This is a genomic window from Pirellulales bacterium, assembly GCA_035546535.1.
Lineage (GTDB): Bacteria > Planctomycetota > Planctomycetia > Pirellulales > JACPPG01 > JACPPG01.
This window is the reverse complement of the sequence record DASZWQ010000123.1, coordinates 19,927-43,693: the sequence shown is the minus strand read 5'-3', so window position 1 is coordinate 43,693 and position 23,767 is coordinate 19,927. Positions and strand designations below refer to the sequence as shown.

General features: G+C 62.2%; 19 protein-coding genes. 1 reads left to right on the top strand and 18 read right to left on the bottom strand.

Features of this window, described 5'->3' with window-relative positions; all coding sequences use genetic code 11:
• Positions 1-191: 191 nt before the first annotated feature.
• From VHD36_15400 to VHD36_15335, 14 genes are all read right to left on the bottom strand, one after another.
• On the bottom strand, positions 192-1,133 hold the full coding sequence (locus tag VHD36_15400) for a polysaccharide deacetylase family protein (GenBank protein ID HVU88706.1): 942 nt from the start codon (positions 1,131-1,133) through the stop codon (positions 192-194).
• Positions 1,134-1,150: 17 nt separating this feature from the next.
• Positions 1,151-2,269, bottom strand: coding sequence for a hypothetical protein (locus VHD36_15395; GenBank protein HVU88705.1), 1,119 nt, complete (start codon positions 2,267-2,269; stop codon positions 1,151-1,153).
• Between the two features lie 79 nt (positions 2,270-2,348).
• Positions 2,349-2,579, bottom strand: coding sequence for an acyl carrier protein (locus VHD36_15390; GenBank protein ID HVU88704.1), 231 nt, complete (start codon positions 2,577-2,579; stop codon positions 2,349-2,351).
• Positions 2,563-4,356: an HAD-IIIC family phosphatase gene (locus tag VHD36_15385; protein ID HVU88703.1), complete on the bottom strand. Its 1,794-nt coding sequence runs from the start codon at positions 4,354-4,356 to the stop codon at positions 2,563-2,565. The genes VHD36_15390 and VHD36_15385 overlap by 17 nt, the downstream gene beginning before the upstream one ends.
• Before the next feature lie 42 nt (positions 4,357-4,398).
• Positions 4,399-5,832, bottom strand: coding sequence for a hypothetical protein (locus VHD36_15380; GenBank protein ID HVU88702.1), 1,434 nt, complete (start codon positions 5,830-5,832; stop codon positions 4,399-4,401).
• Positions 5,833-5,864: 32 nt separating this feature from the next.
• Entirely contained in the window at positions 5,865-7,259 is a 1,395-nt protein-coding gene (locus tag VHD36_15375; protein HVU88701.1) for a hypothetical protein, read from the bottom strand.
• A gap of 95 nt (positions 7,260-7,354) precedes the next feature.
• Positions 7,355-8,560: an acyltransferase gene (locus VHD36_15370; protein ID HVU88700.1), complete on the bottom strand. Its 1,206-nt coding sequence runs from the start codon at positions 8,558-8,560 to the stop codon at positions 7,355-7,357.
• A 131-nt stretch (positions 8,561-8,691) separates the two neighbouring features.
• A complete protein-coding gene (locus VHD36_15365) occupies positions 8,692-9,543 on the bottom strand; it encodes a phytanoyl-CoA dioxygenase family protein (GenBank protein HVU88699.1) in 852 nt (283 codons plus the stop codon).
• Positions 9,544-9,608: 65 nt separating this feature from the next.
• Positions 9,609-10,979, bottom strand: coding sequence for an oligosaccharide flippase family protein (locus VHD36_15360; GenBank protein ID HVU88698.1), 1,371 nt, complete (start codon positions 10,977-10,979; stop codon positions 9,609-9,611).
• A gap of 43 nt (positions 10,980-11,022) precedes the next feature.
• Positions 11,023-11,979, bottom strand: a complete 957-nt coding sequence (locus VHD36_15355) for an NAD(P)-dependent oxidoreductase (protein ID HVU88697.1) — start codon at positions 11,977-11,979, stop codon at positions 11,023-11,025.
• Entirely contained in the window at positions 11,976-12,698 is a 723-nt protein-coding gene (locus VHD36_15350) for an acylneuraminate cytidylyltransferase family protein (protein HVU88696.1), read from the bottom strand. Before VHD36_15350 ends, VHD36_15355 begins: the two co-directional genes overlap by 4 nt.
• Positions 12,699-13,883, bottom strand: coding sequence for a UDP-N-acetylglucosamine 2-epimerase (gene neuC, locus VHD36_15345; protein ID HVU88695.1), 1,185 nt, complete (start codon positions 13,881-13,883; stop codon positions 12,699-12,701).
• Positions 13,876-14,931, bottom strand: coding sequence for an N-acetylneuraminate synthase family protein (locus tag VHD36_15340; protein HVU88694.1), 1,056 nt, complete (start codon positions 14,929-14,931; stop codon positions 13,876-13,878). Before VHD36_15340 ends, neuC begins: the two co-directional genes overlap by 8 nt.
• A gap of 144 nt (positions 14,932-15,075) precedes the next feature.
• Positions 15,076-15,639, bottom strand: a complete 564-nt coding sequence (locus VHD36_15335) for a transcription termination/antitermination NusG family protein (GenBank protein ID HVU88693.1) — start codon at positions 15,637-15,639, stop codon at positions 15,076-15,078.
• Between the two features lie 680 nt (positions 15,640-16,319).
• Here VHD36_15335 and VHD36_15330 point away from each other — a divergent pair.
• Positions 16,320-18,491: an alginate lyase family protein gene (locus tag VHD36_15330; GenBank protein HVU88692.1), complete on the top strand. Its 2,172-nt coding sequence runs from the start codon at positions 16,320-16,322 to the stop codon at positions 18,489-18,491.
• Between the two features lie 51 nt (positions 18,492-18,542).
• Here the strand turns inward: VHD36_15330 and VHD36_15325 are convergent, their stop codons facing one another.
• From VHD36_15325 to VHD36_15310, 4 genes are read right to left on the bottom strand one after another with little or no spacing between them, the layout of a single operon-like run.
• The gene (locus VHD36_15325; GenBank protein ID HVU88691.1) at positions 18,543-20,690 is read right to left on the bottom strand and encodes a bi-domain-containing oxidoreductase; all 2,148 of its coding nucleotides are present in this window, start codon (positions 20,688-20,690) and stop codon (positions 18,543-18,545) included.
• A 52-nt stretch (positions 20,691-20,742) separates the two neighbouring features.
• On the bottom strand, positions 20,743-21,999 hold the full coding sequence (wecC, locus tag VHD36_15320; GenBank protein HVU88690.1) for a UDP-N-acetyl-D-mannosamine dehydrogenase: 1,257 nt from the start codon (positions 21,997-21,999) through the stop codon (positions 20,743-20,745).
• Positions 21,996-23,177 (bottom strand): UDP-N-acetylglucosamine 2-epimerase (non-hydrolyzing), encoded by a 1,182-nt coding sequence (wecB, locus tag VHD36_15315; GenBank protein HVU88689.1) that lies wholly within the window; start codon positions 23,175-23,177, stop codon positions 21,996-21,998. The genes wecC and wecB overlap by 4 nt, the downstream gene beginning before the upstream one ends.
• Complete coding sequence (locus tag VHD36_15310; GenBank protein HVU88688.1) at positions 23,128-23,760, bottom strand: acetyltransferase; 633 nt, start codon at positions 23,758-23,760, stop codon at positions 23,128-23,130. The genes wecB and VHD36_15310 overlap by 50 nt, the downstream gene beginning before the upstream one ends.
• Positions 23,761-23,767: the final 7 nt, after the last annotated feature.

The window sequence follows — 23,767 nt, the reverse complement described above, 5'->3', positions numbered from 1 at the left end:
CAGGTCGTATCTCCCTTGGGCCCGAAAAAGTCGGCGCGCATGTTGTTGTCGACGCCGGCGATATCGAAGCCTAAATCGTCGAAGAAACGAACCGCTTCGGAACCAATCAGCCCGCTGGAGCCAGTGACAAGGACGCGCATGGATGACTCTCGGAGAGTTGAAGCGTTGATGCGAAAGACGAAACCGTTCGTTCAGACCGCCAGCGGTTCACGGCACCGGCCGTACGGAAAGGCATTGCAATCGTAGCGGGGGATGGCTTGTGGACGCGTGCGGAAATCCGCTGCTTCCGCGTCCCGCGGTTCGACGTTCAGCGAGAACCGGCAGCCAGCGGCCTGGAGTAGCTCCTCGGTCGTGGCGTTGAACGAGTGAAACCCGCCATAAGGATAACAGAATGAGCGCAGCTTCAGACCGCCGGTGGCGCTTTCCAGGAACTCGAAACACTCCTGAATCTCGTGCTGCTGTTCGGCGCGAGAAAGCCTGCTGAAAACGCGGTGGCTGACGCTGTGACCGCCCAGCAGCATCTGCCGCTCTTCGAATTCGGCAAGCCGGTCGCGTGGGATGTAATACTCGTCGATCAGTTCCTCTTCGCAAAAGAACCGCGCCATCAGCGTGTCGAGAACCTGCTCGCGAAACTCATAGGAGAGGTAGTAGTTCAGAATACGCTTGAATTCGGCGGTGGCGGCATCGTTATCCTGGCGCGCGTAGGTCCGCTCGCGGAATTCGTCGACGTGGCTGTGCGACAGCATATCATCGGAAACTAGCTCGCCGAGCGCGTCGAGCATGGCCTGGCCACCAAAGCGGCCGAGCAGGCAGTGAATGCGGTGTACGTCCAGAAGTTTCCGCCGCGCGTAGATACCCGTAGGAATGTAGAACAGCCCCCACAGGTTTCGTTGCTCGAGCTCGGGCAGCACGTACCGGTAATGATCGATCAAGCCGTCGTCGAACGACAGAACCACGCCCGAGACTGGTACAGCGGTGCCTTCGAGCGTTGCCAGGAACTCGTCGCGGGGGACGAATCCATATTCGGCGGCAAAATAGTCCAACTGCCGACGAAAATCGTCGATATGTAGATGCTTGAAGTACGGCAGATCCGGATGCGACGGCCGGACATAGTGATACATGATGAATTTCATGCGAGCGATGTCCGACGTCAGTTGGGCCGGTCCTGGTCGCCGTCCGAACGCGTCACGTAGAGCGTTTCCGGATGAGCAGTGGCGGCCGCTTCGAGCGCGCCGTCGAGCATGCTGTATGCCAAACGCACGCGAGTCCGGCGATGATCCAGGGGCTGAAATAGCATGGGAATCGTGGCCGGAAGCGATCGTTCGCGGTGGAAGCCCGCCTCGGTAAGTGGTGCAGCAATGCCAGGCCGCGTGCAAAAAAAGTCGGCGAAGGCGGCTCCCGCGGCGCACGCTTTCTCGCGGACCGCTGCGGCCAGGAGTGCGCACGCGTCTTCATTGCCGAGCAGTTCTAGAATGCGAACCACCTGCAGGTCCGAGGCCGCCACGCGCTCGTAGCGGAAGACGACCAGGCCCGAGATGGCCCCGCCGGCATCTTCCGCAAAAAGCAGTTGATATTGAAACCGGGGATGCTCGGCATACCGCCACCGCAGATAGTCGAAGTTCCGCCACGTTCCTATACATTGCTTGGACAATTCATGGTCCCATTTCGCGTTCCACCGATCGGCGAGCCCTTCGTCCCAGGCGATCAGTCGCGCGGCTGCCGTCGTGTGGCGGCTCTGATCGTGGCTCAGCGCCGCGACGGTCGCCTGCAGGTCGGCGGCGGCGTGACTCTGCTCCATCTCTAAAAGTGCCCGGAAGGCATCGGCATTGGCCAGGCAAATCCAGCGGGGAAGTTCCTCGATGACCGTGAAACGCAGGCCGCGATAAATACGCTCCGCGATATCGTTGAAACCCAGGCAGGCCACGACCTTCGCGTCTCCTTCCATCGCGGCGCGCAACAGCATCAATCCGGTGCCGGCAGCCGCGTGCTTGATATTGAACCAGAGGGCCAGCCACACTCCCGGCGTGCGTCGCCCCTGGACGCTGAAGTCAACCAGGTTCGTACCCAACACGCCGGCCAGCCCCTCTTCATCCCGCGCCCGCAGCACGGACAACACCGAAGGGTCTGTCGGATGGCGATATTGCCAGCGCAACAGCTCGGCGTCGCGTGCTAACACATGTCCGTTCCGCCAATGCTCGTCGATCACTCCCTGCAACTGAGGGACCTCGTCGGCGGGCCACCAGTCGATCTTTAAGTTGCGACCTTTCACGATACTAACCGGCCGGGGCTCGCTATGACCTTTAATATTAGAGTCCGCAGGACGCAGGGTTCGCTGTCCCGCCGCCAGGTTACCGATTATGTTGCGCGCTGATATAGCTCTCGATGGCGTCGATCGAATGCAGCTCGAGCATAGCGGCCGTATTGATGCGCGTGTTGAAGGCCGCCTCGATCGCCATCATTAGCTCCAAATGCTTGAGGGAATCCCATTCGGCGACCGTTTCGGTCGATGCATCATCGGCGATCGCGTCGGGCGAGATGCCCAGCACCTCGGCGATGACCGTTTTAATCTGAGTGCGCATATTGCGGGGCAATTAATTTGATTTCCGAGGGAAGCGGCAATTGGGTGGCCGCCAGGTCCAGGGCGAATTTTCCGTCGCCCGTCGTCGCGAACCCGCGATCGGTAAAAAATGTGCTGACCTGACCGTTTTTCGGCGTGGCGATGTATTTACCCACGAACTGGCTGGCACCTCGATCGCGCGCTCGGCTCGCCAGAAAGGAGAGCAAGGTGTCTTCGACACGGCGCCCCAGCACGCGGCAACTGAGAAGCAGCGTGTCGATTTCCGCGCCGGCTTCCGTGTACCGGACGATCGCCAATCCGGTAATGCCATGATCGCCGAAGCGATCACGGACCGAAAGCGTGTGGAGCTCTACGGCCGGGTTGCGCAAAAACTGCTCGAGATCGGCAAGCGTGTACCGGGGTGTCGTTAGATTGAACTGATTCGTCCGCTGGCAAAGCTGCACGGCGCGACCGACCGATGCCTGATTGACCGGCTCGATCGTGACTTCCTGCGCCAGCGAGGCGAGAAAGCCCTCGAACGTCGCCGACGAGGCGCGCAAATCGGTGCCTAGTTTCTGCACGCGGTACGACTCGCCGCGCTGCCGATCTTCGCTGGTGACGCGCAGACGGTGGAACCATGGTGCGCTGCGCACGAAATCCGGCCGCAGGGCAGGGTCCTCGGGCAGCTCCGGCACTAGCACCTCGGGGAGCATCTGCCGAATCAATTCACGCTCGACCGGATTGTCGTCCAGGAACACGAAGCTGTCGATTCCCAGGTTCAACTCTTTCGCAAGCTCGCGTAGGTTCGTGGCCTTGTCCTGCCAGTTGACGCGCGACGCGACCAGATGCTTGCGCTGGAGCACCATGCCGGGGTGCTGGTCGAAGGCGCTCCACGCGTCTTCCGGATTGTTCTTGCTGCAGGCGGCCAGCAGGATGCCCGTGTCGGATAATTTCAAAAGCTCGCGCTGCACGTCCTGGAACGCGCGGCCGATGCCATCTTCACCCAGGGCCAACCCCGCGAGCCCCACTTCGCCCACCACGCCACCCCAGATCGTGTCGTCGAGATCGAAGACCACGACCTTGCGTGGTGGTTTGCGGATAGCTGCTACGTGCAGGGCCACCGACTCGGCGACCGACGCCAGACCGACCACGTTCAATCGCATTCGGGCCAGATACCACAGCCGAGTGTCGCGGCACGGTGACGTACCGTCGCCGCGGGTGAGCCAATCCCAGTCGACAACGACGACTCGCGGTGACAATTGTCCAAGTTGACGCAAGGAACGCAGCATCGACTCCACGGCAGCCTGACCGCGCAGTGCGTCGTCCGGAGCGAGAATCGAGCTGCTTGGCGCCGTCTCCGCTCCGACAACCACCGGGTAGATCGTGGCCTGCGGCAAGCGTTCGAGCAGTGCCGAGATTACGCCCCGCATGCGATCGGCTTGTTCCTGCACGAGGTTTTCCGCGGCATCGTCAAGGAACCCTGCCGGGCGAGCATACAAGGCCGATAACAGGTCCTCGACGCTCAGCACGAGTACGATGCCCTCAGGCGCGGTGGCATAAAGGGGAGAGCGATCGTTAAGGATTTCCTCTTCGAGCTGGCCGAACGGCCCCGACTTCACCTCGATCCGAATTTCCTCGCGATCGAGCGCTTCGACCAGCAGCGGTTCGAGCATTGCGACGTGAAATGTGCCCAGAATGTAGTAGCGACCGGCGGGCTGTGCGTCGGCGCTTCCGCCCTGCTGCAGCTTGCGACCGCGGTTCTGGCGGGCAAGCGCCTCGGGCATACTCGGAACGCTCATCTTCGATTTCCTCTTGCTTCCGACGCTCGCAACGGCGTGCTGCTATTTCTCAGCGAGCCGCCAGAGCTCGTTCGCCGTACGAACGCCGGCCTGGCCGTCCAGGCGATGCATCTGCTGGCGGATCAAGGCGGCGCGCTTGTCGGCGTCGAGCTCAGGATCCTTGATGTAGGCATCGACCAAACGCACGAATTCGTCGATGTTCCAGGCCTTGGCGATTCCACCAGTTGTGAGAATCTTTTCCTGGTGCAAGTATTTCGCGAACCGCCTGGTCGACATGGCCGGGTGAATCGGCTCGTCGCCGTCAAAGAGCACGTTGATAACCGGCGTCCCGGCGCACACGGCGTCGATCATCAGCGTCGAGCCTGGCGTGGCAACCACATCGGCGGCGGCCATCAGCTGCGCCAGGTGTTCGGTCTCGGCCGCCGGCAAATCCCACGGCAGTTTTTCGGACTGGACGGGAGGTTCTTCGACGAATACGTCCGGTCCCGCCATCTCGCGGTAGGGTGCCAGTGACGTCGCGTAGTAGCCACGCACGACCTGGGGGTGCAGGCGGATCCAGAAAAACGGTCGCTTGGAATAGGACTGCGATCCAGCCGTCGCGACGATCTGCTTCAAAATGTTCGGCTCGTGAGGGAGCAGGGCGGGGTTGATCGTGCCATAGACGACCAGCGGTCGTCCCTCGGGAACGCCGTGCTCGCGCCGCCACGCCATGCGATCGAAACGTTCGCGAATGCCCTGGTAGTTGTCGAACTGCGCGGCGCCGCACCAATGAATGCGCTGCTGCGGGAAGCTGTGATACTGCATGGCCTCGTCGGCCATCAGGTCACTCCACACGAGCAGATGATCGGGCGTCGCGCCCATATATCCCTTGGCTGTGAGATTGTCCCACGAGAGCATCACCGTGGCGGTCGCGATTCCCAGCCGCCGGCCGGCCCGCAACAAGTGCATATCGTACGGATTGACGCCCGGCGTGCCGGTGACGATCAGGCTGGGGCGGTGGCGCTTGAGCAGATCATCGAACTCGGTACCGCGATAGATAGCCGCCTCGCCGGCACGATAGGCCTCGCGCAGGGGGGGGATTCGCCCTAGCACCGAGTTGGCGATGCGTGTCATCCAGTAGCGCTTCGGCCAGGAACGACGCATCGCCTCGTTTTTGAAGTTCAGCGTCGTTCCCAGCGACGGATTCATCAGCAGATACTGCCGCAGGTTGATCAAGTGCGACTCGATCCTGGAAGATTTATGCGGCATGTCCTCCAAAATGATGCGAGGATGCGAGAACTCCTTGCGAAAGTACTCCTCGCCGGCGGCGCCCGATACGATCACCAACGTCGCGCCGCGCGCGAGCAGTGTTTCCGAAATCGTCGACCGCAAGAGCAAGCGCGCCTGGAAACCGTGGGTGATGTTAAAGAGAATTTTCGGCCCTGCCGGGGCACTCTCTTTGTTTGCGGTCGCGTTCTGTGATGGTGCGGTGGCCATGCGATTGATCAGCGAGGACGTATACGCGTTCCTTATTTGTTGCGGCGTACGGCGAGCTCTGCCAGCAATTCGGCGGTGCGGGCGCCGGCCTTGCCGTCCAGACGATTGAACTGCTGCTGCAGGATGCGCGCCCGCCCGTCGCTGTCGAGGCGCGGATTCTCGACATAGGCGTCGGTCATGCGCACGAAATCGTCGATGTTCATGGCCTTGGCGATGCCGCCCGTTTCGAGGATGTGCGCGTAATGGGTGTAGGACATGAACCGCCGGGCGGACAGTGCCGGATGCACCGCCGCATCGCCATCGAAAAAGACGTTGATAATCGGCGTGTCGACGCAAGCGGCATCAATGCTCAAGGTCGAGCAGGGGGTGACGACGACGTCCGCGGCCGCCATCAATTGGGCCAGATGCTCGATATCGCGCCGCGGCAGATCCCATGCCAGCTTCTCGCTTTGCACGGGCGGCTCCTCGATGCGCACGCTAGGGCCTGCTAGCTTGCGAAAGGGATCAACCGCGCAACTGAATTCACCCCGCACCGCCTGAGGGTGCATGCGAATCCACAAAAGCGGTTTGACTTTGAACTTGCCGCTCTCGATGGCTTCGACGATTTGACGGACGGTGTGAATCTCGTGCGGCATGATCCAGGGATTGATCGTGCCGTAAACGATCAAGGGCCTTCCCTCTGGAATCCCTTCGCGCTTGCGCCAGGCGTCGCGGTCGAAGCGCTGGCGGAACTGGTAGTAGTAATCGAATTGCGCGGCGCCGCACCATTGGATCCGCTCGCGCGGGAAGCTGTGATACATGACCGCCTCGTGGGCCATGAGGTCGCTCCACACGAGCAAGTGATCGGGGCGGGCTCCCATGTATCCTTTGCTGGAGAGATTATCCCACGACAGCATCACCGTCGCGGTTTCAATGCGAGCGCGGCGGGCGGCACGCATTAAGTGAACGTCATTGCGATTCAGCCCCGGCGTACCGGTCACGACAAGATCGGGCTGATAGCGCCTGAGCAGATCGTCCCATTCGGTGCCGGGAAAGGCGATCGCCTCGCCCGCCTGGTAGGCGCGGCGCAGCGGAGGGATGCGTCCCAGCACGGAGTTCACGGCCCTGGCGAACCAATAGCGGCGCGGTCGCTCGCGGCGAAACACCTCGTTCTTGTGATTCAACGTCGCGCCCAGCGACGGGTTCATCAGGAAGTATTGCCGCAGGTTGATCAGGTGCGATTCGACGCGCGAAAACTTCCCGCGCATGTCCTCGAGCGTGATCTGCGGATGCGTGAACTCCTGCACGAAGTACGGCTCGCGCGCGGCGGCCGAGGCGATGACCAGGCGCGTTCCGCGCGCCAGCAAGCTCTCGGCGATTTCCGAGCGCAGGAGCATGCGCGCCTGAAAGCCGTGCGTAATGTTGAACAGGATCGTCGGTCCGGACACACCCACTTCGCGTGGCTTGGCGGCGGATGACGACGTAGCGGAAGTCATAATGGATTGGACGGTGGCGTAACGTGTGAAAACTACAGGTCACCTGCTCAGGCAACGTCAACGGCGACTACGGTTGGCGCCTTATCTCGTACGCCTTGACTCGTGGGGCTTGTCGCGCGCCGCGGCGGGTTCAGGAAATGTTTTTCCACAAGGACATGGAACGCGTAGCCTGCCGAAACCCCGGCGATCAAGGAGAGTGGAACGGTGATCATCACCGTTCGTAATGGATCCGTTACGCCGTGGAGAAACATCCAGCGAGCCACGAGCAACACGGTCGGCCAATGCGCAAGGTACAGGCTATAGCACATCGTGCCGCAAAACTTGATGGGCGCGAGCAGTGGTACGTTGGCAAGGACCGCGTCCCACGGCTGTAAGATCAAGATCACCAAGGCGAACGCAATGCCGGTACCATACTCGGTCTTGTTTTCGGAATGGACGGGCGCGAGGATGAGCGCCAAGAGCAGCGCCGCGAGCGACCCCATCGCGGCGTAGCGAAAGAAAGTCTGGCCATAGTTGACGGCGTAGTACACCGCGATTCCCAAAGCGAACAAGAGCCAGCGGCCGTCGAAGAAGAAGCCGGCGACGCTGAAACCCATCCGGCTCGAAACGACACGCGCCAGGACGGTGCCGATGCTGACCAAGATCGCGGCGCGAAAGAAGCGGTTGGGCGTAAGCAGCAGAATGATGCCCGTCACGAAATAGAATTGCTCTTCGTAACAGAGGGTCCATGCGGGTCCGAACACAAGGCCCTGCTCTGGATCCCCAAAATGCCAACGCCATTTCTCAGTCAGCGTCAGGTTCCCGATCCATTGATCGAGGGAAAGCTCGAACGGGCCGCGGATTCTGTTCCGCCAATCGTCGAAGTATTCGGCGCTGACCACCAACGTCAAAAGCAGAACGATGGCCAGCCACACCCAATAGGGCGGGTAGATGCGCCGAAAACGGCGCGTGAAATAGTCGCGGACGCTATGTCCGCCGGGGCGCAGTCGGCTGGCGTCGGCCGTGGCGCTAATGCAATAGCCAGAGATGACAAAGAACATCGGAACGCCTATCCAGCACTGCAGAAAGACACGGACAGCCCAGGACGCCGCATCATCGCCCAGCGGAATCAACTGGCAGACCGAGTGGTAAACGACCACCAGCAGGCATGCCGCACCGCGCCAGATGTCCAAGGAATAGTAACGCGGCGCGCGCGGACGCGGCCCCTGGAGGGCCGCGGACGACGTCAGGCTCTCGGGCGAAAGCTTTTCCATGGACGGCTTCTCAGGGCCGGAGGCGAGCGGAAAGGCAAATCACACAGGGTTCACTCGGCGGCAACTCCCGGAGACATCCACGGCTAGTCCGCGGCCACCCGCCATCGGGAAATAACTGCCGCCGAACGCGGTCAACTGCGGGCAAAGAAAGGATTGGTGCGCATGCCCGCATGCAGGGCCAGTCGCTCGTGCCCCGGCGTGCCGCGGTTGCGCCGGTGGAAACCAAAGGTGTTTCCGACCACGAAAGTTCCCTTGGGGCAGGTGAGCACCATTTCCTCGAGGTGCAAATCGTCCAGCTCGCGCTGCGTGATGCGCCGCGATCCCTTGTTCCCGTTGCAGCTTTCGCGATACACGTACGAAAGCAGCTTGGGGGATAATCGATGTGATCCTTTGACGTAGACGAACGGTCCGCACTCGGGCGTGACGTCGGTCAGGTACAGCCAACCCTTGTGTGAGGTGAAAAAAATGTCGCTGTGCAACTGCGTTTCCGGATCTTCCATCTCGACGGGGCCGTTCTGGCACAACCGCTCGATATTCATATAGCCGTGGGTGGCGAATCGGCCAGGACGCCGCTCGGCCGCCTCGATCAAGGCCGGCACGCGCGGATCCTTGAAGAACTCCGGCAACTCGTCGGGGATTTCCGGACGAATCTCGCTGTTCAAGACGTTGAACGTATTCGGACCATGGTGATACACCTTGGTGCGGGCCCGGTCTTGCTCGCAAATCTTCTTGGCGCGGACGCGTAAGTCGTCGATGACGTCATCCGGCAAAAAATTGGGAATCACCACGAGGCCATCGCGTTCGAGCGTCGTCACATAATCGCGTACGCTTGCCGCGACATGAGCACGCGGCGCTCGCATGGTGTGCATCATTCGCGCAAGCACCGTGCGGGCGACTTGCGCGCCAAGGCGATTCAGGACCGGACTGTCGACGGTCTTGTCACCCGAGAAGAAGCGTACAACCGATTTGGCTGCCGAGGGCATCGTTTTTCTCCGCTACTGAAAACGTCGCACGATGTGTCGCATATCAAGTGGAGATGTCTGGTTCGTCAGGCTTCAGCAGGCTGCCGCCCACGAATCAGGCGAACCTGTCCTTCAAGCCACGACAGATCCCCGATTTTGAGCAAATACAGATGGGGTCGGCGCGGCGCGATCAGGCGGCGATAAATGTACACGGCCGTAACCGCGGTCATAGTATAACAGGCCGAGTGGGCAATGGCGGCTCCCGGCGCGCCAAAGAACTTGATCATCGGCAGATAAAGAACCAGCCCCGTCAGCGCGCCCATGGCTACTGTGGTTCCGGAATGATGCGGAGCACCGGTGCCGGCAAAATATTTCGTCAGCACCTTCTGCGTCGTGAACGTCACGGTGCCGATCATGAGCAAGGCCAGCGGCAGGGCACTGGCGGCGTATTGCTGGCCATACAACAGGGTAATGACCCACGGTCCTGCAACCGCCATGCTGACGCTGGCCAGCGTCATCGTCCAGAAGATGATGCGGTTCAGCCGTTCGACCAGGTCGGCTTGTTCCTCAGGATCTTTTGCAGCAGCGATCTTGTTAAACAGCACGAATCCTAGCGAGTCGGGGATCATCCATAGCAGTTCGGAGATGACAACCGCCGGCGCATAGATGCCCAGCGCTTGCGGCGCGTTGGCCATCCCCAGGATCCATTGATCCAGCCGCAAGTTCGTCGTTCCGGCCAGGTCGGCCAGCCAGGCCTTCAGGCCGTACCGCCAGGACTCGCGAACGTACTGCAGGTTGAGCGCAAACTTGGGACGATAATGCCGGATCGAGGCGATCAGGATGCCCGACGTGAGAATCAGGTTGTTCACGACAATGCCGACCACCGCCCCCTGCACTCCCAGCCGCAGGAAGACGACCAGGGTGAGTAGCATGCCGCCTGTGAGGAGGGCCGTGCTAAGCATGACTCGATTGTTGAGTGCGTACCACGAATCGCCCAGCGCTACGCGCGTTCCCATGTTGACCGCGCCCTGCAAAGGGAGAGCGATCAGTACCGGGATGAATAAGCTTGGTCCCGTGGCATTTGCTGTCGCTCCCAGCAGACCGAGCAACCACAGGGCTCCCAACAGGATGGCCCCGAGTGTTCCCTGCAGGATGCCGATCATAAAACAGGTTAGAAAGATGTCGGCCGCCCGATAGCGCTTGCTGGAAATGAAATACGTGGCCGACGCGCCCGAACCCAGCATGAGAATCGGGAGCGCAAAGGCGCCGATCAACACCATGAAGCCATAGATGCCGCGTTCCTGCGGCCCCAGGATGCGCGCGACCAGGATGCTGGTCACTACGGTCAGCGGTAACGTGACCACTCGCATCGTGAAGATGTTCACGGTGTTGCGCGCCGAGGAAACCGTACGCGCAGGCGCCGTTGGTTTTTCTTCCGCGGTCGGTACGTTGCTCAAATTCGAAATCCTTTGAATCTGACGACCCGGGGGATCGTGGCTGTCATGAGGTGGCGCCCGCCGCCAGCTTTGCCACGAGCCGGCCGGCCAGGAACCGCTCGGTCTTTTCCATCGATTCGTGGGTACAGCCGCCGATATGCGGCGTGATGATCAGTTGCGGGTGCGTTTTTGCATATTCGACCAGTTCGTTGTGTCCCATTCCGGTTGATTGCTCATCGCACAACACGTCGAGCGCCGCGCCCGCCAATCTGCCTGAGCGCAGCGCGTTGAGCAGGGCCTGTTCGTCGACCAGTTCGCCGCGGGCCGTGTTGATGAACCAGGCGCCGGGCTGCATGGCGTCGAATTCGTTGCTTCCGAAGAACCCATAGGTATCGTCGCAAAGATTGACGTGCAGCGAAACAATGTCCGAATCGCGCAGCAGCTTGGCCAGCGGCACGCGGGTCAGCCCCGGCCCGAGCTCTTCGGAGTCCAGATCCGGGTCCGTGACCAAGACGCGCATGTCGAAGGCTTGCAGGTAGCGTGCGACAATATGTCCGAGTCGGCCGTAGCCGATGATGCCGACCGTTTTGCCGTAGAGCTCATGACCCTGGAAGGCGTCGCGATTCCAATTTCCGCGCAAGCTATCGGTCGCCGCTGGCAGCAGGTTGCGCATGAGCATGAGCATCAATCCAACGGTCAGCTCGGCCGTCGCGCGCACGTCCTTCAGGAACGCAACCTCTCCCTTGAGCGAGACGATGCGGATGCCGCGGCGGGCGGCCTCCTGCTGATCGATATGATTCAAGCCGGTCGTGGGCGTGACGACCACTTTTAGTTGCGGCGCCGCATCGAATACTTCGGCATCGATCTGGTTTCGCAACCGCACCCACAGAATGTCGATGTCACCGCAGGCTGACAGCAAACCGGCGCGATCCAGGTCGGCCTCGACGACTTCGGCAACGCCACGCAAGGTTTGCAACGCCGCGGGCGAGAAACCGCGCGACTCGGCAATCAGTATCTTCACCGGGCGCCGCTCCCGGCGTGAGCCGCATGGTATTGCAGCAGGCACTCGACCAGGAACAAATCAAACGGGACGTCGACGTTGCACGACCGTTCGGGCGGAATCATCCAAGCGCGGCAGTCCTGTCCCTTGACCGAGTTTTGTTCCATCAATACGTCGCGTCGGGTGACATAGACCGATCCGTCGCGCAGATACAGTTTCGGCAAATCCTGACGGCGCTGCCCTTCGAAGGCTTCGGCAAAGGGTGGATCCTCCACGCGGCCGGCGGTGTCGATGAACTTCATCCGGGCCGGGTGCCGCTCGCCAACGTCGGAAAACGAGATGACCGAATCGGCGCCGGTCCGCTCCAATAGCTCGATGGCGCCGTCAATATCCTCCGGCAGCCGCAGGGGATTCGTTGGCTGCAAAATGAAGATGGCGTCGTAGCGCTCGCCGGCCGCTTCCAAACGCCGCACCACGTCCTGCAGGACCGGCAATGTCGGCGTGTCGTCCCGGGCAAGCTCGGCCGGACGCATGAAGGGAACTTCCAGTCCTAACTCGCGGCCGACGCGCGCGATCTCCTCATCGTCGGTTGACAGCACGACGCGCGTCAGGTGGCGCGAGGCGTGCGCCGCGTCGGCCGTATACGCCAACAGCGGTTTGCCGCCGACGAAAACCGTATTTTTGCCAGGGATGCCCTTCGAGCCCCCCCGGGCCGTCACGATACCAAGAACACGCAGCATTTAGCGGGTCGTTTGCCGGTCGTCGTGGATGAAGTGGAGTCGCTTTTGCACGTACGGGGTCAGAGCGACCAGTCCCTCAGCGATTCGTTCCGAGACATGGCCGTCGCCGTACAGCGTGCTCGGCGTGTAGCGGCCGTGAGCCAGGTGCTTGCGGACCGTCGCCTCGATCGCGTCCGCCTCGGGAATGGTAGGTATGACGTGAACGTCGTGCTCGCGCCCCTCCTGCCGATGTCCGACGAGCACGACAGGCGTTCCAAAGTAACCGGCGTCGCGGACGAAGCTACTCGAGTTGCCGATGGCACAGGCAGCGTTGGAAAGCACCTTCAGATATTTCTCAGGCGTGAGGTTCGTGAGCGTCCGCATCCACCCTGCGCTATGCTTCTCGCGAAAGATGCGGATCGCTTTGCTGATGTGATCCGAGCCGGCGTCGATATTCGGCCACAGCAGCACGGTTTGCGTCTTCAGGCGTTCCAGAGCCGTGAGCAATGCTTCGATTTGCGCCCGTTCGCCACCGAATTCAGTCGTCGTCGGGTGAAAGAGCACCAGCAGGTACGGCTTTGTAACGTCGATCGTGGCACCGCCGCCGCGGGCATTGATGATTGCCGGATCGAGCGTCCGATCCAAGGAGCGGGCAATGTCGCTCGACGGGCAGCCGATTCCCAGGATCGTGTCGGGGCGTTCTCCCATCCGCACCAGGTATTCGGCCGCGCGCTTGGTGCTGGGAAAATGAAAGTGCGCGAACTTGCTGATCGCGTGCCTAGCGCTTTCGTCGATGGACCCCGAGACTTCGCCCCCCTGCACGTGGACGATGCACAAGTTCATGTAGGCGGCCGCAATCGTGGCGGCCAAGGCCTCGTAGCGGTCGCCGATGATCAGCATCACGTCCGGCTTGAGCCGTTGAAATTCGCTGGAGAACTCCACAATGCCAAAGCCGACGCTTTTGGCCATCGTCGTGGGGGTTGAACCTTCGAGCTCCATGTAGACTTCGCCGTCCACGCGAAATCCGTCTTCGCGTACGACGTTGATCGGCTGATGAAAACGCTCGAGCACCATCGTGCCCGAGCAGACAACCTGCAAGTCGATTCCAGGTTGCGCCGCGATGGCGTGCATCACCGGCTTCAGTCGGCCGTAATTGGCGCGATCCACCAGGACCACGCAGACTTTGCGACGTGGGGCGTTACTCAAAATCGTCCTCCGACAAAAGTGTGTCGGCCGCGATACTTCGTTTGGTCGTCGTGCCAATCACGCTTTGGTAGCGACTGGCGGGAATGCCGGTCCCCGGCTTTTTGAAGGCCAGATCCTCGGCCGTGATCTTGTAGCCTGCGGGCAGGGGGCGGGCCGCTACCACGCTTTTGCCGAAGGTCAGCCGCAAGCTCGCCAGATCTTCAGCCATGGCTTGCTTGTCGACCGGATGCGCGAGCGCCGTTTCGATGAACCGCGTCCCTTCGACAAGCTGACGCAATTCGTCCGTCGTCAGCGACGCGGGGACGTCGGGCCCGAAGCACTCGCGCGAAAACGTGACATGCACCTCGATCAGATTCGCGCCGAGCGTGATGGCTGATAACCCCGCGTAGATCTTGCCCGAGTGATCCGACAGGCCTGCCGGGCAGTCATAGCGGCTGCGAAGCTCGGCGATGACATTCAGCCCGGTCTTCTCCGGGGGGCAGGGATAGGCCGTCGTGCATTGCAGCACAGCGACGGGTGCGTCTTGCTTACGCACGCATGCGACCGCCGCGTCCATTTCCGCCCACGAAGAGAGGCCACTCGACAACAGTACCGGCCGGCGCGTGCGCGCCATGCGCTCGAGCATGGGCAAGCTGCCGATCTCGCCGGCGCCCACTTTCCAGGCCGCCATATTCAGCCGCTCAAGCAGCTCGACCGCTTCCAGCGAAAAGGGCGACGAGAGAAAGATCAAGCCACGCTCGGCAGCATGATCGGCCAGGCCTTTCCACTGCTCGGCCGTGAACTCCATGCGCTTCCAATAGTCATAGCGCGTGGCATCCTGCGGCGAGAATTTGACGCGGAACTGTTCGGCCGGTGTCGATTCGGCGGCGGCAATGTGCGTCTGGAACTTGATGGCGCTGGCGCCCGTGCGCGCCACGGCATCGATATAGGCGTGCGCCGTTCCCAGGCTGCCGTCATGCGCTTGCCCGATTTCGGCGATCAGAAAGGCCGGGTGGCCCGCGCCGACGAGCGTGCTGCCGAGAGAAAATGTCGAGGGAAGTGGGGGCACGGGCAAGTGCGAGGTTTCCGGCCCGAGCTTAGAGATCAGCTCATGGCCTGACGTCGAGGCTCGCACCGCACCAGTTCCGTGTGCCGGCAGCCTATTTTTTTCGTACCGCCGACCGGCCGTGGTCAGCGAAGGAGGAGGGAGTTGTTAGCTGAGTCGTTCCAATTGACAATCTTCGACGAGCACGGACGCGCCGCGCTGCAGAAAATTGACCGCCACGAGCAAGCGAGTTTCATTGGCCCGGCGAATCACCACGCCCTCGAGCCCCAACAGCGCGCCCGAGCGGATGCGCACCGGCTGACCGGCTTCGAGCCGATCCTCGGCCGTGAGCGGTTCGCCCGAGGCGATCATCGTCTGAATCGCTCGTAGATCGCGTGTTAGCTCTTGGGCATTCGACACTTCCAGGCAGCGCGAAACGCAATTGGTCGTCATCGCCGCGTGCCGTTGAGTGCCGGTTCCGTAAAGAAATACGTAGCCGGCGAACAGTGGCACATGCGAGACGCGCACCCTACCCGACGGGGCGCGACTGCGCTTGGCGACGATCGGGGAATAGAACGGCGTGGCGAGCGCATGCAATCGGCGCATGAGCTGCTTTTCCTGCCGGGGCAAACTGTAGAGCGCCCACCAACGCGCCTCAGGATCGGCGGCCGCATCGGCGCGATCGAACAGGTCAGCGGGGTACAGGCTTAGTTCTGGGGCCAGAATGGGCATGATTCGATAAGGTCGCTCGTATCCGGACAGGCTTTTTCCGTGGACAATTCTATGCGGTGCGTCGGCTTGGCGATCGGTTTCGGATTCTCCTGCGGCACTACGATGCGTGCTCCGCTGGACACCCAGCGCCTGGCGACCAAGAATTGCTGGTTGTTGATCGGCCGCGCGCACTCCGTTCCCGTGGGTGACAGGTAGTCCCCAAAAAGACGAGCATAAGGTTGTTCGTACGCGTCTGCCGAGGGCCGCTTGCATTGTCCTGGTTCGACAACCGCGCGCCGCTCGAACTTCAATGGTAGCTTAGATTACCGGCTTGTGCCCGAAGCGCACCGGCTGGGCCCAAGGGAGCTCCGAAGGCAAGTCAATCCCGGCAGGGATCGACCGCGACGTTTCGGGTGTGTAGGCACTTGGAAGGGTGAAGATTTCTAGCTTTTAGACTACACATCGGGAACAGAATTGTCGATGGCCGGACGAGCCCGCGATCGCCGCACTCGGAGGGGAGAAAGAAGGCGTACTTTGCCTTGGTCTTGGATTCGTGCAGAAGACCTCTGCAGAGGGGCATTGCAGGTTGGCACGGTCCCGATCGGCCACCGTGCAGCCTGCCTAGCTTCGCGTGCTTCTCGGCGGAGCAACCGCACGGATCGCGCGCCGACCGACGGCAACGATTGCAACGAGCATAGTCGATGAATCGATTCGCCAAGATGTACTGGATGGTCCGCGCTGTCGGCTGGGAGAATGTCCCGCGCCGCGCTTGGCACATCGCCAAGGGACGCCTCGGGCTCGACCGTAGCGATCGCCTGAAGCACGAGCTTGCGGACGGCCATCTTGAACGCGCCTTCACCGAGGACTATGCGCCTGGCGAAGCTCTGACTCATTGGCGCCGTCGCGCCGAGCGGTTCTTCACCGGCCCCGCCCAGTTGGATCGCATACGCCCCGTGCTGCGCGAGGTCGCGGACGATGCCCGCTGGCACGAGCAGGTTGGTTCGCTGGTCGAGGCGCTGCCGACGGGCCGGATGCTGCTCTTTCACCATCATCTCGCCAACGTCGGCTGGCCCGTCGACTTTCATCGCGATCCGTTGCACGACGTGTCCTGGCCGGCCGGCCAATCGCGGCGCAGCTATCGACAGTTCGATCCGCGCTTCAAAGACCTGAAATGCCTGTGGGAGGCGTCGCGCTTCCAGGTTGGTTTCCTGTTGGCGCGCGATGCGGCACGCGATCCGGCCTCACCTGCCGGCGAGTTGTTCTGGCAGTTGGTCGACGCCTGGGATCGGCAAAACCCGTTCGGCGCGAGCGCTCAGTGGGTATGCGGGCAGGAGGCGACGTTTCGCCTGATGTCCTGGCTATTCGTGGCATGCGCGTTTGTCGGGGAGCATGACGCGCGGCCCGAACGATACCACCGCCTCACCGAGCTGGCTTATCTCACCGGCCGGTTGATCGAAGACAACATCGTTTACGCCCGCAGTCAAAAGAACAACCACGCCATCAGCGAGGCGGCAGGGCTGTGGACGCTCGGCCTGCTCTTTCCGGAGTTGCGTCGTGCCGAGGGCTGGCGCGCCTGGGGGCGCCGCGTCATTTGCGAGGAAGTCGCGCGGCAAATCCAGCCCGACGGCTCCTACGTGCAGCACAGCCTGAACTATCATCGGGTCATGCTCGACGACATGCTGTGGGCTATGCAACTGGGGGCGCTGCACGGCGACCCGATTGCCGAAGTCCACGGGCCCATCGGCAAAGCGCTTGCCTGGCTGTTGGCCATGATCGAGCCGACGACCGGCGGAGTACCCAACTACGGACCGAACGATGGGGCTCTGATCTTGCCCCTATCGACGTGCGACTACACCGACTTTCGTCCCGTGGCGCAAGCCGCGCACTACGTGCTGCACGGCACGCGGGCCTTTCCGCCCGGGCCCTGGGATGAAGAGATGCTGTGGCTATGCGGCGCCGGCTCGAGGGCCGCGCCGATCGAACCGGCGGGCCATTCCGCGCCTGGAAAGCGCCGCGCACCGCAGTTCCAGGCGCCGCAGGGAGGGTATTACACGACGACCGGTCCTAACTCTTGGTTGTTTACGCGCATCCACTCCTACCACGATCGGCCCACCCAGGCCGACATGTTGCACGTTGATCTCTGGTACCGCGGCGTGAACCTGTTGCGCGACGGCGGTAGCTTTCAATATTACTGCGAGCAGCCGTGGCAGCATTTCTTCGAATCGACCGCCGGACATAACACGGTCGAAGTCGACGAACTGGATCAAATGGAACGCGGCCCGAGCTTCCTGTGGTTCCGCTGGACCGAGGCTCGCTGCCTGGCGGATGCGTTTTCGCTGGACGGGCAGGCGAGCTTCATTGCCGGTGAGCACTACGGCTATCGGCGGCTACCGGGGCGCGTCGTGCATCGCCGCTCGATTTTCCGAGCCGTCGACACCTACGTCATCATCGACGATCTGCTCGGTTCCGGGTCTCACCAGGTGGCGCTGCGCTGGCGATTGGCGCCGCTTGCCTGGCGCGAAGAAGGGCATGCCTGGTGCGCGAGCGTGGAAGGACAAGAGCTGTCGCTCAACACGACGTGTCCTGACGGCTTTACAACCGAAATGTGCCGGGGCGTGGAGGGCACGCGGCCCGAGGGCTGGGAATCGCTGTATTACGCCGAACGCGTTCCAGTGCCCACGTTGGTTACGCGAGGGACGGCCACGCTGCCGGCGCGCCTGGTGACGGTCGTCGGGCCCGCCGATGCCGGCATCCGGCTGGCGAAGGGAGCGGCGCTGAACGCAAACGGCAAGTTGCGGCTCGCGGGGGTGGCTACGCGAGAGTTAGCGACCTTCGCGGCTCGCTACGGCATGGAAGCCGTGCCAGAAGACTGAGCCGTGCGGCAGCTTCCGTGCTGCTTTGCGGTCTTCGCGGAGCGCGCTTCGTCAGGACGAACATAATACGACGCGCGAATGGTCGGCCGCGGCTTCCTCGGCGGCGAACGAGGCTTCGGTGACGTTCCACAACTCGGCCGGTGGAATCAGGGGCGGGCCGCCCTCGGCGACCCGATCGATGAAGGCCGCGATTTCGGCCTGATGCCCCTTATCCTGGCGGAACAGATTGAACTTCTTGAACCCCGGCCAGCCGAGACCGCTCAGGCGGCGGAAGTTGTCCATTTCGAGCACGCGCCCCTGGCAGAAGACGGTGAGCATCTCCTTGGGGAACGCCCGGTGCCCGTTGGCCAGGTAGTGCAGGTTGGCGATCGAGCCATCCGCGAGCGACATGCTGATGGTCATAATATCGTTCGCGTCCGGCGCGCCACCGACCCCGCCGAGCATGTTCGCCTGCACGGCCACGACGGGCGAGCCGGCCAGGAAGCTCAACAAGTCGATCCAGTGGCATCCTTCGCCGATGATGCGACCGCCGCCGACGAGTGGATCCTGCGTCCAGTGGCTGCGGGGAATCTCGCCGGCGTTGACGAGCATGTTGAAAACGGCCGGCTGCGAGCGCGTGGAGAGCAGTTGCCGCATCTTCACCGCATGCGGCGAAAAACGGCGGTTGAAACCGACCATGAGTTGCAAGCCGCGGCTGGCGGCGTATGCCTCTTGCACGCGGTGCAATTCGCCGCGCGTGATCGCCAAAGGCTTTTCCACGAAGACGTGCTTTCCGGCGGCCAGAGCTTCGACAACCATCGACGCGTGCGAGTTGTGTCGCGCCGTGATGAACACGCAATTGATGCTCTTGTCGGCCAGGATCGTGCGATAGTCCGTCGTGCTCGACGCGAAATTAAACTTCCGCGCCGCATGTGCCGCGGTCACGCCGCCGGCGCTGGCAATCGTTGCCAGCCGGGCCCCGGTTTTGGCTAGTGCCGGCAGCACCACGCGCTTTGTGAATGCTCCGGCGCCGATGACGCCCACCGTGACCTGGCTCGTGGCAGTCGAGGGAGCGGCCGTTGCCGCCGAGCGAACGACGCGCTCGGTCAACGGTTCGCCGCTTGGGTAATCGAGGACGATGCCCAACTGACTTCGATCGCTGGAAAGCAGTTCGTAGGCCGTCGCCGCGTTTGCGTGCGGAATGTGCTTCGTGATGAGCGAGCTGACGTCCAGGCGTCCGGCTTCCATCATGCCCAGTACGGCCTCGATGTTGCGCTGCTCGGTCCAGCGAACGAAGGCGAACGGATAATCGACGCCCTGGTCCTCGTACTGCGTGTCGTAGCGGCCAGGGCCGTACGAGCAGGAGACCTGGAACGACAGCTCCTTCTCGTAGAACTCGGCCCGGTTGAGCTCCATGTTCACGACGCCGACCAGCACGATTCGGCCACGCTTGCGCGACATGCGCGCCGCCTGGCTGAGAATATCGTCGTCGCGGGCCGAAGCGGTCACAAGCACGCCATCCACGCCGCGCCCCGCGGTCTGTGCGAGCGCCGCCGCGACGACGTCACCGGCGGTATCGATCGGAGTAGCGCCGAATTCGCGGGCCATTTCGCGGCGACTGGGATCGGGATCGATGCCCAGCACCCGAGCGCCGCTGCCGGTCAGCATCTGCACGGTCAACAGACCGATCAGCCCGAGGCCGAAGACGGCCACGGTTTCGCCCAGCTCGGGGCGCAACAGGCGGATGCCTTGCAGCCCAATCGAGCCCAGCACGGCGAAGCTGGCCGCTTCGTCGCTGACGCCGGCCGGTATTTTGGCGCAGAGGTTGACCGGACGGCTGACCATCTCGGCATGCCCACCGTTGCTGGCCACGCGGTCGCCGGCGGCAAACTGCGTGATACCGGGACCGACCTCGACCACGACGCCGGCGTTGGAATAGCCCAGCGGCATGGGTTCGTCGAGCTTGGCAAAGACGGCTTCCATGGTCGGCATCAGGCCTTCGGCGCGGATCTTATCCCATACCTGCTTGACGCGTTCGGGGCTTTGCCGGGCCTTGGAAAGCAGCCCGGCCCGGCCGAACTCGACCAAGGCCCGTTCGGTGCCGGCCGAGATCAGGCTGGCGCGCGTCTGGATCAAGAGCTGCCCGCGACCCGCCGCAGGGCAGGGGACGTCGAGCAGCTCGAGCACGCCGGAGCCGAAGTTCTGTACGACTTGCTTCACTTTTGTTCGTAGCCGAGTTGCTTGAATGAAGTGTTGGCCGTCGTGGACGTCGTTACCGCCAGACGCCACGCGTGTCGACGACGACTTTTTCCTGCAAAACCTTTTTGGGAATGTCGCGGAACTGCCGGTGATCGGTAAGCAACACGAGCACCTGGCTCTGTTGCACGACGTCAGAGAGCGCGTGCAGCGGGAATTCCGTAAAGCGCTTGGGCGACACGTAAGGATCACAGGCCAGCACCTCGCCCAGGTTCAGCTTTCGCAAGTCGCGCACGATTTCCAGCGAGGGGCTTTCGCGCAGGTCATCCACGTCGGATTTGTAGGTCAGGCCGAGACAGCCGATCTTCGGCGCGTGGAACTGGCGCGCCAGGCGGGCCACGTGCTCAACCACGTGATGTGGCTTGGCGTCATTGACTTCGCGGGCCGTGCGGATCAAAGGCGTAAATTGCGGCGCCGTGTGTACGAGGAACCACGGATCGACGCTGATGCAGTGTCCGCCCACGCCGGGACCCGGATTGAGAATGTTGACGCGCGGGTGGCGGTTGGCCAGCGAGATCAACTCCCAGGGGTCGATTTCCAGGTGATCGGCCAGGATCGACAGTTCGTTGGCGAACGCGATGTTCACGTCGCGATAGGCGTTCTCGACGAGCTTCGTGACCTCGGCGGTCTTGGCGCTGGTGGCGAAGATCTCGCCGTTGACGAACGTCTGGTAGAACTCCTTCGTGATGCGAGCGCAGGTCGGCGTTATGCCGCCCACGACACGGTCGTTTTGCACCGCTTCGAGCAAAATCCGGCCCGGCAAGACGCGCTCCGGGCAATGAGCGACGAAGATATCGCGACCGGGCACCATTCCGTCAGGAACGGCGTGACGCAGCACGATGTCGTCGGTCGTAAGCGGAGGGCTGGTCGATTCGAGAATGATCAAGTTGCCCTGCCGGACGTGCGGCCGAATCGCGCGCGAGGCCTGCTCGACAAAGCTCAGGTCCGGCGAATGATCGGGATTGATCGGCGTGGGAACGCAGATGAAGAAGATATCTGCCGGTTGCGGTTCGAGCCCGGCCTTCAATTGGCCGCTGTTGACGGCCGAGCGCACGAGAATGTCGAGGTCAGGTTCTTCGATATGGATCTGGCCACGATTGATCGTGTCGACAACATCGGGGCGCACGTCCACGCCAAAGACGTCGTAGCCCTTGTTGGCCAGAATGCTGGCCGTGGGCAGGCCGATGTAGCCCAATCCCATGACGCAGACTTTCGATTGGCCTGGGGCGAACTTCCGGCCGCCACCGACCGGACGGTTCTCTTCTACACTCATGAATTCCAACCTTGCTGGAGCATAATATCTACGATGCGGCGGGCTGCCTGGCCGTCGCCGTACGGATTCTTGTCGAGCTGACGCCGCGCGTATTCAGTCGGATCGGTAAGCAGACGGCTGACCGACGCCACGATCCGCTCGACGCTGGTGCCCACCAGTTCCACGGCGCCGGCATCCAACGCCTCCGGACGCTCGGTCGTTTCGCGCATCACCAGGATCGGCTTTCGCAGCGACGGCGCCTCCTCTTGCACCCCTCCCGAATCGGTGAGGATGACCGTGCTACGATCCATCAGCCACACGAATTCAGGATAAGGCGCCGGCTCGGTCAAGTGTACGTTGGGCTTGTCCCCCAGAAGTTGGCGGACGGGGGCCTGGACGTTGGGATTCAAATGTACCGGATAGAGGAACTGCACGTCCGAAAAACGCTCGGCCAGCGTGGCGATCGCCTGGCAAATGTCCTGAAAGCCCTGGCCGAAATTCTCGCGACGATGGCCTGTGATGAGCACCAATCGCCCCTGGCCCAGCTGCGCGTACTTGTCGCGCCAGCGGGCATCGCCGGCCCGCTCGCGTTCGACGGCCCACAGCAGTGCGTCGATGACGGTATTGCCGGTGACGAAGATGCTTTTCTCAGGGACGTGCTCAGCGCGCAGGTTTTGAGCGGACTGTTCTGTCGGGGCACAGTGTACTGCCGTGACGACACTCGCCACGCGGCGGTTCATTTCCTCGGGCCAGGGGGCCTGCAGATTGCCGGTTCGCAGGCCTGCCTCGACGTGGACGAAAGGAACCCGCCGGTAAAAGGCCGCTAGCGCCGCGACCATAACGGTCGTGGTGTCGCCCTGCGCGACGACGCAGTCGGGCGAAAACCGATCGAGCGCCTTATCGATGCCTAGAAAACAGCGCGACGTCAGCTCGGCCAGCGTTTGATTCGGTTGCATCAACGCCAGGTCGAGGTCCGCGTGCAGGCCAAAATAGTCGGTCACCTGTGCGAGCATCTCGCGGTGTTGACCGGTGAGGCATACGATCGGCGCGACCTCGGCGCTTCGGCGCTGGCACTCGTGAACGACCGGCGCCATTTTGATGGCTTCGGGTCGTGTGCCGAATATCAGGAGCGGACGAAGTGGGCGCACGCTAAACCCTATGGGCGGGTACGCCCAACACGGTGTCGCCGGCGGCGACATGGCGCAGCACCACGCTGCCTGCGCCAATGCGGGAATAGGCCCCAACATGGCCGCGGGGCAGTACGACGGCATGCGAGCCCATGAACACGGCTTCTTCGACGATCACGGCCCCGGTGATGTCGGAATGGCTATTGAGCGTGGAATAGGAGCCGACGATCGAATCGTGCCCGACGGTGACCTGCAGATTCAGGTGTACATGATCGCCGATCGAAACATTCGTCGTGAGTACGACCCCTGGGCAGAGGATGGAACCGACGCCGATCTTGCAGTGTGAGCCGACGATGGCCGTGGGGTGAATGATCGTAGCGAACTGGGCGCGGCCTTGCAGTTTTTCCACGATCTGCATCTTCACCCGTGGCTCGCAAATGGCGACGAATACTCGGTCTGAGGACGTGAAGTTGTGCGATTCGACGTTGCCGACGACCTGCAAATCACTGGGGAAATCACCCAGCGCCGTGGGATTGTCGTCGAGAAAGCCGACGAGTTCCCAGTCCTTTTCCGCGGCGCAGAAGTCGCGCGCCCAGGTGGCCACCTCGCGGCCAAATCCTCCCGCCCCGGCGATGAACAATCGCTTTTTTTCCATATGACTA